The sequence below is a fragment of the Paraglaciecola mesophila genome, assembly GCF_009906955.1.
In the GTDB taxonomy this organism is placed as follows: Bacteria; Pseudomonadota; Gammaproteobacteria; order Enterobacterales; family Alteromonadaceae; genus Paraglaciecola; species Paraglaciecola mesophila_A.
Genome location: NZ_CP047656.1, coordinates 2,565,001 through 2,579,380, shown reverse-complemented (window position 1 = coordinate 2,579,380; position 14,380 = coordinate 2,565,001). Strand labels below are relative to the sequence as shown.

The 14,380-nt window shown below is 44.0% G+C and carries 10 protein-coding genes and 1 rRNA gene (1 of these 11 cut by a window edge); 2 read left to right on the top strand and 9 right to left on the bottom strand.

Annotation, left to right across the window (positions count from 1 at the left end):
• Window positions 1–3: 3 nt before the first annotated feature.
• The 7 genes from FX988_RS10925 to FX988_RS10895 all read right to left on the bottom strand — a co-directional run bounded on the left by FX988_RS10925 (window position 4) and on the right by FX988_RS10895 (window position 9,826).
• Entirely contained in the window at window positions 4–618 is a 615-nt protein-coding gene (locus FX988_RS10925; RefSeq protein WP_160179815.1) for a CDP-alcohol phosphatidyltransferase family protein, read from the bottom strand.
• Window positions 619–694: 76 nt separating this feature from the next.
• Window positions 695–1,357 carry an ATP-binding cassette domain-containing protein gene (locus FX988_RS10920; protein WP_160179813.1) on the bottom strand — a complete coding sequence of 221 codons (663 nt, stop codon included), beginning with the start codon at window positions 1,355–1,357 and terminating at the stop codon, window positions 695–697.
• The gene (locus FX988_RS10915; RefSeq protein ID WP_160179811.1) at window positions 1,341–3,038 is read right to left on the bottom strand and encodes an ABC transporter permease subunit; all 1,698 of its coding nucleotides are present in this window, start codon (window positions 3,036–3,038) and stop codon (window positions 1,341–1,343) included. Before FX988_RS10915 ends, FX988_RS10920 begins: the two co-directional genes overlap by 17 nt.
• Before the next feature lies 1 nt (window position 3,039).
• Window positions 3,040–4,275 carry an ABC transporter substrate-binding protein gene (locus FX988_RS10910; RefSeq protein ID WP_412761936.1) on the bottom strand — a complete coding sequence of 412 codons (1,236 nt, stop codon included), beginning with the start codon at window positions 4,273–4,275 and terminating at the stop codon, window positions 3,040–3,042.
• On the bottom strand, window positions 4,259–5,137 hold the full coding sequence (locus FX988_RS10905; protein WP_160179808.1) for a DUF547 domain-containing protein: 879 nt from the start codon (window positions 5,135–5,137) through the stop codon (window positions 4,259–4,261). Before FX988_RS10905 ends, FX988_RS10910 begins: the two co-directional genes overlap by 17 nt.
• 144 nt (window positions 5,138–5,281) lie before the next feature.
• The gene (locus tag FX988_RS10900; protein ID WP_160179807.1) at window positions 5,282–7,423 is read right to left on the bottom strand and encodes an FAD-dependent oxidoreductase; all 2,142 of its coding nucleotides are present in this window, start codon (window positions 7,421–7,423) and stop codon (window positions 5,282–5,284) included.
• A 21-nt stretch (window positions 7,424–7,444) separates the two neighbouring features.
• Window positions 7,445–9,826, bottom strand: a complete 2,382-nt coding sequence (locus tag FX988_RS10895) for a TonB-dependent receptor (RefSeq protein ID WP_160179805.1) — start codon at window positions 9,824–9,826, stop codon at window positions 7,445–7,447.
• A gap of 370 nt (window positions 9,827–10,196) precedes the next feature.
• Between FX988_RS10895 and FX988_RS10890 the strand changes: the two genes are divergently transcribed.
• Window positions 10,197–11,432: an MFS transporter gene (locus FX988_RS10890; protein WP_160182158.1), complete on the top strand. Its 1,236-nt coding sequence runs from the start codon at window positions 10,197–10,199 to the stop codon at window positions 11,430–11,432.
• On the opposite strand, the gene FX988_RS10885 is transcribed toward FX988_RS10890, so the two are convergent.
• Entirely contained in the window at window positions 11,422–12,405 is a 984-nt protein-coding gene (locus FX988_RS10885; RefSeq protein WP_160179803.1) for a GGDEF domain-containing protein, read from the bottom strand. The two genes, FX988_RS10890 and FX988_RS10885, sit on opposite strands and share 11 nt — an antisense overlap.
• Before the next feature lie 342 nt (window positions 12,406–12,747).
• Window positions 12,748–12,945, bottom strand: a complete 198-nt coding sequence (locus FX988_RS10880; RefSeq protein WP_160179802.1) for a hypothetical protein — start codon at window positions 12,943–12,945, stop codon at window positions 12,748–12,750.
• 1,064 nt (window positions 12,946–14,009) lie between these two features.
• Between FX988_RS10880 and FX988_RS10875 the strand changes: the two genes are divergently transcribed.
• Window positions 14,010–14,380 (top strand): 16S ribosomal RNA (locus tag FX988_RS10875); it runs 1,162 nt beyond the window's last position.

Genomic DNA, 14,380 nt, shown 5'->3' with positions numbered 1-14,380 from the left:
GATCTATTTGGTGGCAACCAAGGTGTTGTAACCAACCCAAATACGAATGGCAGCGGTTAACCAGCAAACCACTGCAAACACACTGGCGATTATGACAAACTGGCTAGGAAATAGACAAAATAAGCACAGCACCAAAATGGTTTCAAAGCCTTCAGCTAAGCCGCCCATATAATGTAAACTTTTTTGCGGGTAGTTTGGGCTGTCGATGCCGTGTTTGCTCGCCATAATGGCAAAGGCCAGAAAGCTGCCTCCTGTTCCCATAAACGACAACATCAAAAAGCTCCCGGCGACAGCGTTCTCAACTGGGTTTGCACAGACAAAAGCAAAAACAATGGCTGAATAAAAGATAAAATCTAAGGTGATATCTAAAAAGCCGCCGGCATCAGATGGCGAGGTTTCTCTGGCTATCGCACCGTCGAGCCCATCGCCAAGACGATTTAATAAAATTAAACACAAGGCTAAGGTGTAATGACCATAGACAATGCCTGGTACGGCGAGCATTCCCACAACAAAGCCCACAACCGTGACGCTATCGGCGCTCACGCCTTGTTTAATAAGTTGTTTTGCAAGGCCACAAAGGGGCTTCTTTAATACTTTGTTTAATAATGGGTCGAACATAGTTTCCCTTAAGTGAAAAATTCATGGCTACTTAACAGCAGTCACTTCAAGCTTAGTATACGTCATTGGCTCGTTTTTAAACCTGCCGAAAATAGCTGGCTAAATCGAGGTGCTGGGCCTGGGCTGGAATGTTGTTTAGATCATGGCTGACCATAATGGTGGGAACGCCACGCTCGTGTAATTGACTAAAAGCCCATTGGCTGACTTTGGTGCTTGTATTGGGGTCAAGTGCGGCAAATGGTTCGTCCATCAACAGTGCATGAGGTTGATTCGCCAGTGCCCGCACTAACCCCACACGGGAACGCTCACCACCGCTCAGCTGGTGACTAAAATGCTCTGCTACGTAGCCCATATTTATTTTGTACAGCATGTGCATCGCTGTATCTTTGCGCTGGCGTCTGCTTAGCTTGTTGCCTTGCTCGTCTTTTAACTTATTTGGTAGGGCGAAGCAGATATTATCCAGTACGTTTAAATGAGGGAATAAATGCACGTCTTGCATCAGTAGCCCTATACGGCGCTGCTCGATACTAACATCCTTAAGGGGCGTGTCGTGTAACGTGATCTCACCGCTGATATTCGCGTGGTGAATGTTATCCCCTAATAACCAGTGCAAGAAGGTTGATTTGCCCATACCGCTTGGGCCGGTTATGACTAAAAGCTCCCCCTTTTTAAGTGTGATATTAGGTAAGGTGATCAGGCCCCCTTCGATCTGTATTTGGCAATTATTGATGCTCAGCATCGACACTTCCTCGAGTACGTTGGGCTAAAATACTGGCGACTAAAAAAATAATAAAAGGCAATGCCGCTTGCACAAGTATGTACACAGCCGTGATGTTTTGTTCGTTACCTGAGGCGATCGCTACCGCTTCAGTGGTGATGGTTGAAACTCGCCCCGCCCCTATCATTAAGGTAGGAATGTACTGAGCAATACTGACTGAAAATGCGATGGCAAACGCGCTTAATAGGGCAGGGCGAAGTAGCATAAAACGTACGTTCCACCACCGTTGCCAAGGCGAGTAACCAAAACTGGCAGCAACTAATTCGTAGTGGCGGTTAATGCTTTGAAAAGGGCCACGCAATACCAAATAGCTGTAGGCAAAGGTAAATGGCACATGGGATAAAATAATCCAGCTACTGTGATAACTTGCATTGCTACTTGTGTGTAATATTTGCCAGCCATAAACCATGCTGAGTTGCGGTAGTAATATGGCTAATAACCACAAGTAATCAGGTAAATAGCGTTTGTTGTAGCGCTGTAATTCTAGGGCTAGCAATGTAACACCAACGCCCAAAATACTACTCAAAAAAGCAATGTGTAGGCTGTTAAGCAGTGGCCCTTGCATGAAGAACCACTCATCTTGCCATAACGTCGTTGACCAATCCGGTGCGGTAAAGGCACTTTGTGTATTCCAGCCCAGCGACCAAAGTAAAAAAGTAGCAAGAATAGCTAGGGTTAACAGACTAAAAAAACCTAACCAGGCTGTGAATATTTGACTGACTCGAGCAATGTTCAGTGGATTTGCCATAACGGCAAGGATTGCCAATCGGTTTGTTACCCATTGTTCGTGAATATAAATACATGCGATTAATACGCCCAGCATAGCAATTAGCAGCAAGTTCCCTAAAAATGCAAAGGCCTGTTCATCTGGGGTGAAACCCGTTTGCCAGTTATACAACACGACTGCGTACAACTCGGGGATATTTGGCCCGACTAATAAGCTGATATCCAGCACTGACAAGGTATAAGCCATTGCTGCGAGCACGGCTAAGCGAGATTGTTTTAGCACCACGGGAAATACGATCAGCCACCAACTTGCACTTTCACTGTAGCCCAGTGCTCGCCCCTGCAGTAACCACTGCTTAATGGCTAACTGGCGTCCAATGGCACTGAAAATCAGTAAGAAAAACGGCACTTCCTTGATACTGATGGCCAGTATCATTGTCAGCATACTTTTGCGTGGTAACCCTAGCCATTCAGGCGCAGTTTGGCCGATAAGCCCCCACAGCGCGCTCCAAAGCATTCCCCCTGAGCTAAATAAATAGACCAGCCCTAACGCTACCGCTAAATGAGGCAAGGATAAAAGGGGAGCAAGACGTTTTTCTAATGACTGCCAGCGCTGGTTGAAGCGATATTGGCTATACACCATAAATGCTATGTACAGGGCAATAAGAGGAGCGACTAAAGACAATAACAGGGTGCTGAGCACAGAGTATGCGAGACCGTTATACGTTAAAAAGTGACTGATGGCCGTCGAGTCTAGCTCCGCCGTTGGCCACAAACCGATAACGACACCGAACAAAGGTGCAAGGGCAATGATAGCAACTAAAACCCAGGCGGTACTTCTGAACCCTAGGTTAAGTGCGTTGAATAAGTGTTTACTGGGTGAGAGCTGGCTTTTTGCTAACAGGCGGTTATTCACATCAAGCGCCGTACTTTTTTTGCCATGTATCTTCAATCACTTGTTGCCAAGAGCTGTGCAGCTCTTGTTGTGCGGGTAAGGTAGAAGCGGGATCTAATAACGGCGTAATGACAGCCGGGTCCCCCCAACTGCCATCAACTTTATGTTTTTGAGCGAGTTCGCTTAATAAGAAGTGGATCACCACTTTTGCTCCGGCCGGGCTCTGCGCTCCCTTAGGGATCGCTAAATTATGGCTGTTGGTGATTGCGCCATCGTTAAAAAATAAACGTTGGGTGCTACTGGCTATACGTTTTTCGCTTTGCTCTTTGGCCATTTGATTGGGATTAAAGCTGACTGCCAAATCTAATTGTTGTTGGCTAAATAAGGCGAGTTGTTCCGTGTTTGAACTGGGAAATGCGCTGCCATTTTGCCAAATTAGCGGGTGTAGCTTGTCGAGGTAGTCCCAAAGAACTGGAAGTAACTGCTGCTGTGCTTCTGGTGTTGCCAGGGAAAACAAGCGTGGGTCGTTATCAGTCAAGGCGACCAAGAGCTGTTTTAAAAAGGTTGTACCATGAAATTCAGGCGGGCGAGGGTAACTGATACGCCCCGGTTTACGCTTGGCTGCGTTGAGGATATCTGCAGGCGATATGCTGCTTTTTTCAAGATTTTTAGCAGAAAACAGCGACTGATTCGCGATGAGATTAAACTGTCCAACCCCCCAAGGTATTTCATAACCATCCATCGGTACGCCAAAGTCGTTATCCAATGACAGTTGCTCGGTGGCCAGTAGCAAAGTATTCGGAATAGCGGATGGCAGCTTGCCCAATAATAACTTTTGCTCTTTGAGATAGCTAAAATTCTCGCCGTTTATCCATAACAAATCGACGGCACTTTTACTGCCATCTTCTGCTTTCAAGCGGCTAACGGCTTCACTGATGTCCGCGACCTTAACGTGACGCAACCGCACCTTGTAACGACTGGCGATTTCCCGAGCGGCCCAGCGTAAATAATCATTAACGGGTTTAGAGCCGCCCCAAGCATAAAAATACACGGTTTGGCCGCGGGCATCGTTTAAGGTTTGCTGCCATTGTTGGGACGCTTCAAGTTCATGAATCGTTTCCTTTGGCATGCTTTTGCCAAAGGTAACCGAACTCACACTTAGCGCTGATAAAAACACAACAAATAGCAGAGTGACGTTTGCCAACACAGCGGAGCGAAAGTGCGAAGTAGTACGCATGTGTTTAGAAGTTTGCCACATCATTTAAACGCCAGTCGTAGTCCTTAAATATAATTGGGTAATCGGCGCTCTTGAGCAAATTGCGCTGAGCTTGTGCGTTTTCGTCACCCTCGACCAATGCATCACTGTAGGTACTAAGTAAATCGAATAACGAGTGGAAGCCTTGCTCGCCTTTTTCAAAATCGCCACGATACCATTTAAAAATAGAGGATAAAGACGCTTCACCTTTTTGGCCGTTTATCTTTATTTCGTTACGGCTATTGTCAGCTAAAAACAGGTGCATTTGGCTATCAAGTTGGGCGGCCAATGCACTTGCCACAAATGCTTCATTGCGAAGTGGTGGGCATGACACAGCCGCGCAAACAAGCGCCGCATGAATACGTGGCTCTTTAAACCATTTACGCACCATTTCGTGCTCAATATCATCTAGGTTGTGCTTTTCATTGAATAACGTGAAAAACTTCTTTTCCCAAGGCGTCGTAAACAAACTACCTAGGTCACGAATAGAGTCAGCATCTCCTTGTTTAAATTCATCCCAGTTATCAATGATCAGCTTTAGAGTAAACCCATTGTATGCGTTGATAAGAAAGCTAAGTTGTTGTTGTTGACTCCATTGATCATATTGGCTTTTTGATACAGCTGAAAAAGCGTTTAATGAACTTAGTAGTTTGTCTTTTTTGACTGCTAGTTGCTGGTAATTGACACGGGTTTGCTTTTTATCTGTTGACTCTTCAACTACTTGAGTTAGCAGCTGATCATAGTTGGTATAGCTGTGGTCAAATTCTGCTGCGTGTAACGATACCGACAGTGATGCCAGCATGAATGTGCCAGAGGTCAGAATGGTTCGCGTTAGTTTCTTAGCCTGGTTTAATGGAGTAAACATGCAAATCCTCGTCATTTATCATCTAAGTGTACGCTGATGAATAATCTGTAATAAAGCGTATTAAGGCGCACGGTTTATTCATCAGCAGGAGTAGGGCATACCTATTTAAGTATGCCCAGGATCGTCGTTGACGTTTTTTGGCTGTTATTTACGACGCCAAGTGTGGAAACGTTCAAGGAAGTCGAGCACTTTTTGCGGAGCATGATCTTTCTTCCAATTACCCGCCACGTTTTTGTTGGCTTCAGCCATGGTGGGGTAAATATGTATCGTGCCCAATATCTTGTTCAAACCAAGACCGTGTTTCATGGCAAGTACAAATTCTGCAAGTAATTCACCAGCATTAGCACCCACTATAGTGGCACCCAAAATCTTATCTTTACCAGGCTTGGTGAGCACTTTAACAAAACCACGGGCATGATCGTCTGCTAATGCGCGATCAAGGCCGCCTATATCGTAACGCGTGACTTCAAAATCGATGCCTTGTTCTTTTGCTGACATTTCATTTAACCCAACGGTGGCAATTTCTGGCTCAGCAAAGGTTGCCCAAGGAATAACGCTATAGTCGACCTTAAAGGTTTTAAACGGTCTAAATAATGCATTTACCGCAGCGTACCAAGCTTGGTGGCTAGCTGTGTGAGTAAACTGATAAGGACCAGCGACATCACCAGCGGCTAAAATATTCGGGAACTTGGTTTGTAAGAAGTCGTTAGTGATAACGGTTCTATCAGTCTCGATGCCAAGTTCCTCTAAACCGAAACCGGTCAGGTTTGCTTGGCGACCCACAGCGACTAAAATCTTGTCAAACGGAATGCGCTCTTCTTTACCTTCAAACTCTACGACTAGCACATTCCCTTCGCTGGTGGTTTCAACCGCTATAGCGCTAGTGTTTAGGCGTAAATCAATGCCATCTTTTTCAAGTTGCACTTGCAAGTGCTTGGCTGCATCAGGGTCTTCTTTACTCAGTACTTGATCGCCGCGCTCAATTTGCGTGACATGGGTGCCTAAGCGGCCGAACGCTTGAGACAACTCACAACCAATGGGACCACCACCTAGTACAATCATACGTTTGGGTTGCTCAGTGATTTCCCAAAGGTTATCTGCGGTTAAATAGTCGATGTCTTTTAAGCCTGGAATATCTGGTACAAAAGCACGTGCACCCGTTGCGATAACGATGTTACGTGTGGTTAATGACTCAACACCATTTTCAGTTTGGATATCGACCTGCCAAGGTGAAACGATAGTCGCATTACCTATGCTAACGTTTACCCCAAGTGACTCATAACGCTCTACAGAATCATGTGGTTCAATGGATTTTATGACACTGTGAACCTTATTCATCACGGCTTTAAAATCAATTTTGGGCGCATCATAGGTGACCCCCGCATTTTGAGATGTGTGATGTATATGAGCTAGTTTACTGGCGTGCAATATACTTTTTGAAGGAACACAGCCAGTGTTCAAGCAATCGCCACCCATTTTGTGGCGCTCAACTAAGGTCACTTTAGATTTAATCGCAGCTGCAATATATGCTGTTACCAATCCCGCAGAGCCGGCACCGATAACCACTAGGTTGCGGTCAAATTTGTTAGGTTTTTTCCAACCTTTGTAGACTCTGCGTTGTTGTAGTGCGCTTAAGATAAATTTAGCTAAAATTGGGAATATGCCTAACAGTACGAATGATAGGATAAGGTCAGTCGAAATGATGTCTGATAACTGATTGATTTCCACTAATTGGGTGCCTGCATTCACATAAACGGCTGTGCCAATCAACATACCCAATTGGCTCACCCAATAGTAAGTCCATGTCTTTATACCAGTCACCCCCATGACTAGGTTGATAATAAAAAACGGAAAGATAGGCACCAAACGTAAGCTCAATAAGTAAAACGCACCGTCTTTTTCTACACCTTTATCGATTGACTCTAGCTTTTTAGAAAAGGTGCTTTTCACCCAATCGCGCAGTAAGAATCGAGATGCTAAGAATGCCAATGTTGCACCAATGCTGGATGCGAAAGATGCCAACAACAAGCCCCAACCAAAACCGAATAGCGCCCCCGCTCCTAAGGTCAAAATAGCCGCACCTGGCACGCTAAGCGCAGTGGCGGCAGCATAAATCACTAAGTAACCAACAAATGCAACTAGCCAGTTTGCTTCAATATATTGAGCAAGGTCTTGCTGATTGTTTTTAAGGCTTTCGAGTGTAAGATATTGGTTCAGATCGAGCATAAAAAAGCTGGCGATGAGCGCAGCAATGACGATGACTAATATTGTACGTTTACTATTCATTTCGAGGTGAATCCTTAGGTGCTAGGCCTTAAAGTTGTAGGTATACGTTAACTGAATATTGCGCGGCAGTTCAGGAAATACCAAGGTAGAGCCGAAGTAACCGCCTTCAAATACAGGGCGCCAGTTGTTTTCGTCAGTGAGGTTGTTAACTTCAAGACGCAAGTTCGACTGCTCAGTAAGCGCTACATTCGTGTTGAGATTGATCGTGATTTGGTCGCGAATTAACACAGTCGCTAAGTAATCCAAGGGATAACTTTTCGTGTAAATGGCTGAACCAGAGATATCCCAGTTGTCAAATATTTGATAGCCCGCGCTGGCTGAAACAGTTTGCTGTGGGATACCTTGTACGCGCCGGTTTGACGGGGCAAATCCAGCAAAATTAGGAGCGCCAATTCCGGTACCTTGAATGATATCAGGGCGTGAGTTATCGAACGCATCTGCCACTTGCTGTGAGTCTTGGGCACTGGCCGAGTCATCGTAGCGTGCATCTAAGTAGCTGTAGCCAAGGTTCGCCCACAAATCACTGCCTTGATAAAATATTTGGGCTTCAAAACCTTTAGCGATAATCCCCGTGTTACTCCCATCGCGATTCCGTAAGCTGCGAGTTTGCTCAAATACAGATGCGTCTGCGTACCAGGGTGATCCTGCAGGAGCATATTTCACTCCTAATTCGTACAGCTCATTCTCAGTCGCAAAATTTAGAGGATTTATTTTGTTATCAGTGCCTAATACAGTGCCGCCACCCATGCTATTGGATGTTGCTTCACTATAACTGTAGGTCGCGTAGGTTACAAAATCGTTGTTAATCTTAAAGCGCGCACTGGCTGAACCTGAATATAACCATTTGTTAAAACTATCTTGTGCAGCAATTTGCCCTTGTGGAGGTAACGCATCTCGGGCCGTCACGTCATAATGATCGGCACGAAGGCCAAATGTGGTACTAAATCTGTTGGTCCAGTCACTGTCTTGCTCCACAAACAAACCTGTTTGCCATGTGGTGGAGTCTGTCGTGTCGGACAAAGAAAAGTCATTGTTGCCATCGCCGTCAATGTCGTAGTTGGCGCCAGGAGACACAAAAACGCCAGGACGAAGTTCCACTAAACGCGCTTGTTGAGCTTGGGTGAGGGGGATGCGGCGTTGTTCTATGCTACCTAACAAATCAATGGGTAAGTCGGCTTCTGTGGTGAATTGGCTATAACCAAGCACATCGTTATAACGAATATCTACTCCCCATGTTGTTTGTTGAGTGTCGGACCAAGTTGAATTGATTTCAAGGCGGTTCTGCGCGGTTTTCGCTCCATCAATGATTTCAACAAAGCTATTTTGTGCGATTTCTTCACGATCTAAATACTGAAAATAACTGCGGTTAGTTAACGTGTGCACAGCATTTAGTTGACGCTCGTAAGTGCTATGAAATACGTAAGTTTGCGCATTGTTGATGTTATCTGGGTCGGTAAGTACCGTGCTACGAGGAATGCGTACTTCGCCTGTTGGTGATACCACAGCAAAGGCGCCAGGAACTTCAGACCCATTGGGCTGTACGCCCTGACCGGTAATGTACAAACCATTGTCGATAAGGTTCTGTGTCGGGCGGTTAATACCAGCGTTGTCGGTAAAATCTACGTTGAAATACTCAAAACTGATATCCCAGCTAGATTTATCGTCGGGTAAGAGTTTGTAGGCAATGAATAAGTCTTCACTTTGGTACTCGGTAAAGTCGTAGTAGCTGTTATTGTCTATGTATTCTGCGCTTACGCGAATACCACTTTTACCTTCTTCTATGGCTGTATTCACATCCACTTGGCCGCGATAATGCTCCCAACTGCCTGCGCTGGCTTGCACTTTAATATCAGTACCTGACAATGTGGCGGTTTTATTATTAAGGTTAACAAACCCGCCATTGCGCTGCGTTGTGCCAAGTATTACCGATGGCGCGCCTTTGACTACGTCAATTTGCCCGACGCTGTTAAACGACAACGGGATCCCAAAGCCATTATTACCTGCTTGGCGGCGCATACCTTGCTGGAATAATTCACCTAGCTGACCACGAATTGTCGGCAGACTAGGAGCACCAAAACCACTTGCTGAGTACGTATTTGGTACTAGTGTTAGTACGTCTTGCAAATCATCAATTGATAGCTGCTCTAACATATCGCTAGAAATTGAGGTTAATGTACGGGCAATCTCCGTTAAACTCTTATCCTTACCAAACGGCCCATCGATAATGGCATTTTTAGGTGACATAACCAGAGCTGGCTGAGCTGAACCTGTGACGGTGACGTGCTCTAAGTTGTTGTCCTGAAGACCTTCTTGCTCAACAGAGCGAGTCTTCTCTTGGGCGTTCACAGTGAATGCCATCGCTACACTCGCGCTAACAAACAAACTGTGGGATAAAGTCGACATGTTTTTTCCCTTTAAAAATGAATCTGTCCCAAGAGACCTATCAGCTGTGATTTTTATTGCACTAATATTCCAAGCAATTGGCTTATTTTAGTTCTAAACGTTATATATCTGTTACGCGTAATAACGCGAATAGTTTAATTTTGTGTTGCTAATTTGGCTGATAATTGACTTTTTAGGGGGCTATTTTAGCCTACAATATAAGTTAAAAATCATAATAAACAATGTGTTATAGGTTTTATATTTTTACCGTACAATGCTCAATGATGCACCACGACAGGATTGGGCTACTCCTGACTATGTTGGCAAGCATAAATATTTTATCTCTAATAGAAATATAGCTGTATTGAAAGTGAGTCATATCGTGAGCATCATAAACAAAGACAGTCGTTATTATTTAGCGGGCTTTTTGAATGCTTGTGTAATGGCCAGTTTGATGCCGGTACTGTCTTTGTATGCCTACCGCTACTTGGATGCAACGGCAACAGAGTTGAGTGCATTATTAGGGGGGTATGCCCTAAGTAGTATTGTTTATGCTTTTGTCATTGCACGTATTGTAGAGCGATTCGGGAAACATAAAGTCGGGTTGTTGGCTATCAGCTTTATAGCGTTCGTTGCATTATTAGTATTAGCCAATACGAAAAATTATGCATTGGCGTGTTTTGTGATTCTGACTCTGTTTGCTCCATTTCACGCCTCAACATCATTATTGATGGGGGAAGCCTTTCGCTATTTTTCAGGTGTAAAAGTCCATCAAGTCAATGCACGCTTAATGGCGACTGTCAGTGCTGCTTGGGTGGTATGCCCCGGAATTGCGTTTTATCTTGTCGAATACATCGGATTTAGTTTGTTTTTCTACTTGCTAAGTGCGTTATTACCCTTGTTGGCAGGCGTATTTTTCATTTTACCTACAGGTAATACATCAGCTGTTTCTGCTATGCCGCACAAGTATGATGTAGTGGAAAAACGGGATATGGCTAATGCAGCGAATGATGTGAACAGAATCTTTCAGCATGAGGGTAAATGGCACTGGCGCCTCTTTGTGCCAGCGTTGTTTTTCGCTGTGGTTAGTTTTGCTATCACCTTATATCAGCACTTGCTCCCAGTGTATTTTGTAAAACAGTCATTACCAGTTAGTTTAGTGGGGACGATTTTTATGGTTGCCGCTTTATTGGAAGTGGCGCTTATCGTGCGCTGTGTTAATTTGCTATCACGTTTTTCTTATCATCAGCTTTTTATGGCTGCAAGCGCTTGTGGCATCGCTTTTTTTATTTTACTGCCTTTTAGTCAGAGCATGTTTTATTTGTTTACTTTGCAGGCACTCAAAGCAATCTTGTATAGCTTCATGGCTGGTCTGGGGGTGAATCTATTGCAAGGGCTCTTTCCTAGCCGACCTACCTTTGGTGCGGTGCTCTATCAAAATGCATTTGCTTTTGGGATGTTGCTGGCGGGCTTTGTCAGCGGCGCGGTGGTCGAGTACTTTCCGGTTGCTCAGCTATTCAGTTTTAGCGCGCTTTTAATGCTGGTGGCTGTTTTGGTCCTAGTATTGGGCAAGCGCGCATTTCATGTTGCTTCACAAAGCAAAGCACATGGCTCTTTTAAAGGCTGATACTAATCCTATTGCGCCCTTCAGACTTAGCCCGATATAACGCGGTATCTGCGGCACAAATAAGTGCTTCAGAAGTGCGGTACCGCCCACCGAATTCTGTTGCTATACCTTGACTAACACTTACCCTAAAGGTTGATGGTAAACCCAATTCGCTAAACTTGAGTATGTTGATTTGGTTTTGAATATCCTTGGCGACGATCTCAGCACTGACAGAAGGCAAGCGCGGTAGGATCACGGCAAACTCTTCACCTCCGTAGCGCGCGGCCATGCAGTCGTTAGCCGGTAAGCATTGCTCTATGGTTTTTGCTATTTTCTGCAAGCACTTGTCACCATTGACATGACCGTACTGATCGTTAAACAGTTTAAAATAATCTACGTCGATAAGAATAAGGCTAATCGCTTGATCTGTGTTTAAACATTCAAGCCAACTTTTTTGTAAGGTCTTCTCTAGATTATGCCGATTAGCTAATCCAGTTAAATGATCAGTAGAAGCAAGCCTACGCAATTCACCATACTCAGACTTATGTTTAGTTAAGCTATGCATTACGCCAACATAAAAGGGGGCTGACTCCGTGATAGATGCTGGTAAGCACGAGACGGATAAATCAACTTCTAGCCAAGTGCGATCAGCGCGTTCGACTAGCACTTCTTTAGGGCCATGACTCAAAGGGAGCTCTATATTCTGGTTCCAGTTGAGAAAAAGGTACTCATACTGTTCACGATAACGTTCGTGTAAAAAGGAAAACCATTTTTGTCCAACTAAAGCTTCTTGGGGGGCCCCAAAAAATTTTGCGCCTAAAGGGTTTATCATTTCTATAACCCCTTCATCATTGACAATAAAGATCGCCTCAGCAATGACGTTTGCCATTCTACTAAAGGCGTTCATTTTTTCATTGACCAGTGGTAATGAGAAAGTGTCTAACAGCGATGATGATTTAGCATTTTTTTCGTTATTTTTATTTGAGTTTGCCATCTTGCTTCCGTTCCAACTATTTATGTTGTTGTGCGATGGACAAACTGTATTAGACTAATGTCTATGATACCTTCTGCTAACCTTCCGTTTTTATGTTATTGTTTTATATGATTTTTTGTGCGTTTTTTGGGTTGGTGTCTTTGACGTGGAATCAAAGTTGTTTACGCGACAGATGTGTTAGAGCGACGAATAATATTAATTTTATTATGGCTAAAATAAAAAACGCGCTTTAGATAGCGCGTAGATGGGCAATAAATTCAAGAGGAACGCAAAGCGCTTTTACTTTGAGTGCGAATACCTAGAGTAAGGTTAGGCCAGAACAAAATGTAAAACGGGCAAACCTTATTGCAATCTGTGATTGCGCTGACGCATAGAAGTAAGACTGAAATAACACTTCAAAGCGTATGCACTGGCGATAGGAACACATATCACACTAGCGACAATAAATAGGATGTCTCCTACCGGGCCAAAAAATATGCTTTGACTTACGTAGCCCAGAGCGCAAAGTAAAGCGATGTGCAAAAGTAAAAATGTTTTCATGTTAGCTCCTTGTATGTCCTCAATATGGCAAAGAGTAAATGCCACTTAATGACTCGATACTGAATAAAGGGTTAATCGAAGTTAACACTGTACCTTTGGGAGTGGTTTTTTACCTTCCGCTATTCTTCTGATTCTAATTGATTGAATTTATTGACTAAAATGGGAGTCTTCTGCGTGCTTCCTAAGTAAGAAAATTAAAACAGCCTGAGCGAGAGAAGCAGCTTGCATTATGCAGCTTGAGCATTATAGGGAGTACGTGTTGCTGACAAGGAATGACCAAGGTTAATATTTATATTCTTTTAACTGTGTGCCGTAAAGAAGTTAACGAATAGCGAAACTAACTAAGTTGAATAAGCATAAAATAAACGACTAATTAGAGCGCGTATCGCTGTTACAGTTCTTTGTTCACGTACATTCGTTCCCTTTATGGTTATCATTATTACTAGCGATAAAAGATCTGCCTGTCTCCACGTAACGGCAAGAAAATTAAATCCATGCTTTTTTCTTCGTCATCTATTGCTTAAAGTGCGTGCAGATCAAGCAAAAAGCACTACCAGATCGCCGCAAACCAACTTTCTACTATCTTTTTCTGTTTTAAAAAACCTCAGGTAGCCTGTATTTTCAGCTAGGTGTACATAAAGTGTTCGTTTGAACACTTTTTTAAAATAAACACTTGCGATCAAACTTTGGATCTCTATAATGCGCATCTCGCTTCGGGGCAGCCGCTAAAACAGCTGAAACGACACTGGATTTTCCAGGTGATTTAAGACTTTTTAAAAGTGTTCAATCAGCGTGATGCAGGGCGGTTTAGTTTGATTTTTCAGTTTTCGATTCGCTTCAAAAATTGATTTAAAATTAAATAAAAATAACACCTTGACATCGAAGATTGAGAGCGTATTATACGCCTCCCGCTTGAGAGGGTCCACGGACAGCATCTTAAGCCGCTTCTAAGGAAGCACGCTGCTTTGGCAGCAAATGTTCTTTAACAATTAATAACAAGACAATCTGTGTGGACACTCACTTGATGAGTGTCTACCAAAAAAAATTCATGTTCGATAAATATTTAATTGAAGAGTTTGATCATGGCTCAGATTGAACGCTGGCGGCAGGCCTAACACATGCAAGTCGAACGGTAACATTTCTAGCTTGCTAGAAGATGACGAGTGGCGGACGGGTGAGTAATACTTAGGAATATGCCTTTGTGTGGGGGATAACCATTGGAAACGATGGCTAATACCGCATAACGTCTTCGGACCAAAGGGGGCTTCGGCTCCCGCGCAAAGAGTAGCCTAAGCGAGATTAGCTTGTTGGTGAGGTAAAGGCTCACCAAGGCGACGATCTCTAGCTGTTCTGAGAGGAAGATCAGCCACACTGGAACTGAGACACGGTCCAGACTCCTACGGGAGGCAGCAGTGGGGAATATTGCACAATGGGG

Bases quoted from the DNA above. Each gene is read 5' to 3' on its own strand.
- FX988_RS10880 (WP_160179802.1), bottom strand. From the start codon at position 12,945: ATGAAAACATTTTTACTTTTGCACATCGCTTTACTTTGCGCTCTGGGC.
- FX988_RS10885 (WP_160179803.1), bottom strand. From the start codon at position 12,405: ATGGCAAACTCAAATAAAAATAACGAAAAAAATGCTAAATCATCATCG.
- FX988_RS10900 (WP_160179807.1), bottom strand. From the start codon at position 7,423: ATGAATAGTAAACGTACAATATTAGTCATCGTCATTGCTGCGCTCATC.
- FX988_RS10920 (WP_160179813.1), bottom strand. From the start codon at position 1,357: ATGCTGAGCATCAATAATTGCCAAATACAGATCGAAGGGGGCCTGATC.
- FX988_RS10905 (WP_160179808.1), bottom strand. From the start codon at position 5,137: ATGTTTACTCCATTAAACCAGGCTAAGAAACTAACGCGAACCATTCTG.
- FX988_RS10910 (WP_412761936.1), bottom strand. From the start codon at position 4,275: ATGTGGCAAACTTCTAAACACATGCGTACTACTTCGCACTTTCGCTCC.
- FX988_RS10895 (WP_160179805.1), bottom strand. From the start codon at position 9,826: ATGTCGACTTTATCCCACAGTTTGTTTGTTAGCGCGAGTGTAGCGATG.
- FX988_RS10925 (WP_160179815.1), bottom strand. From the start codon at position 618: ATGTTCGACCCATTATTAAACAAAGTATTAAAGAAGCCCCTTTGTGGC.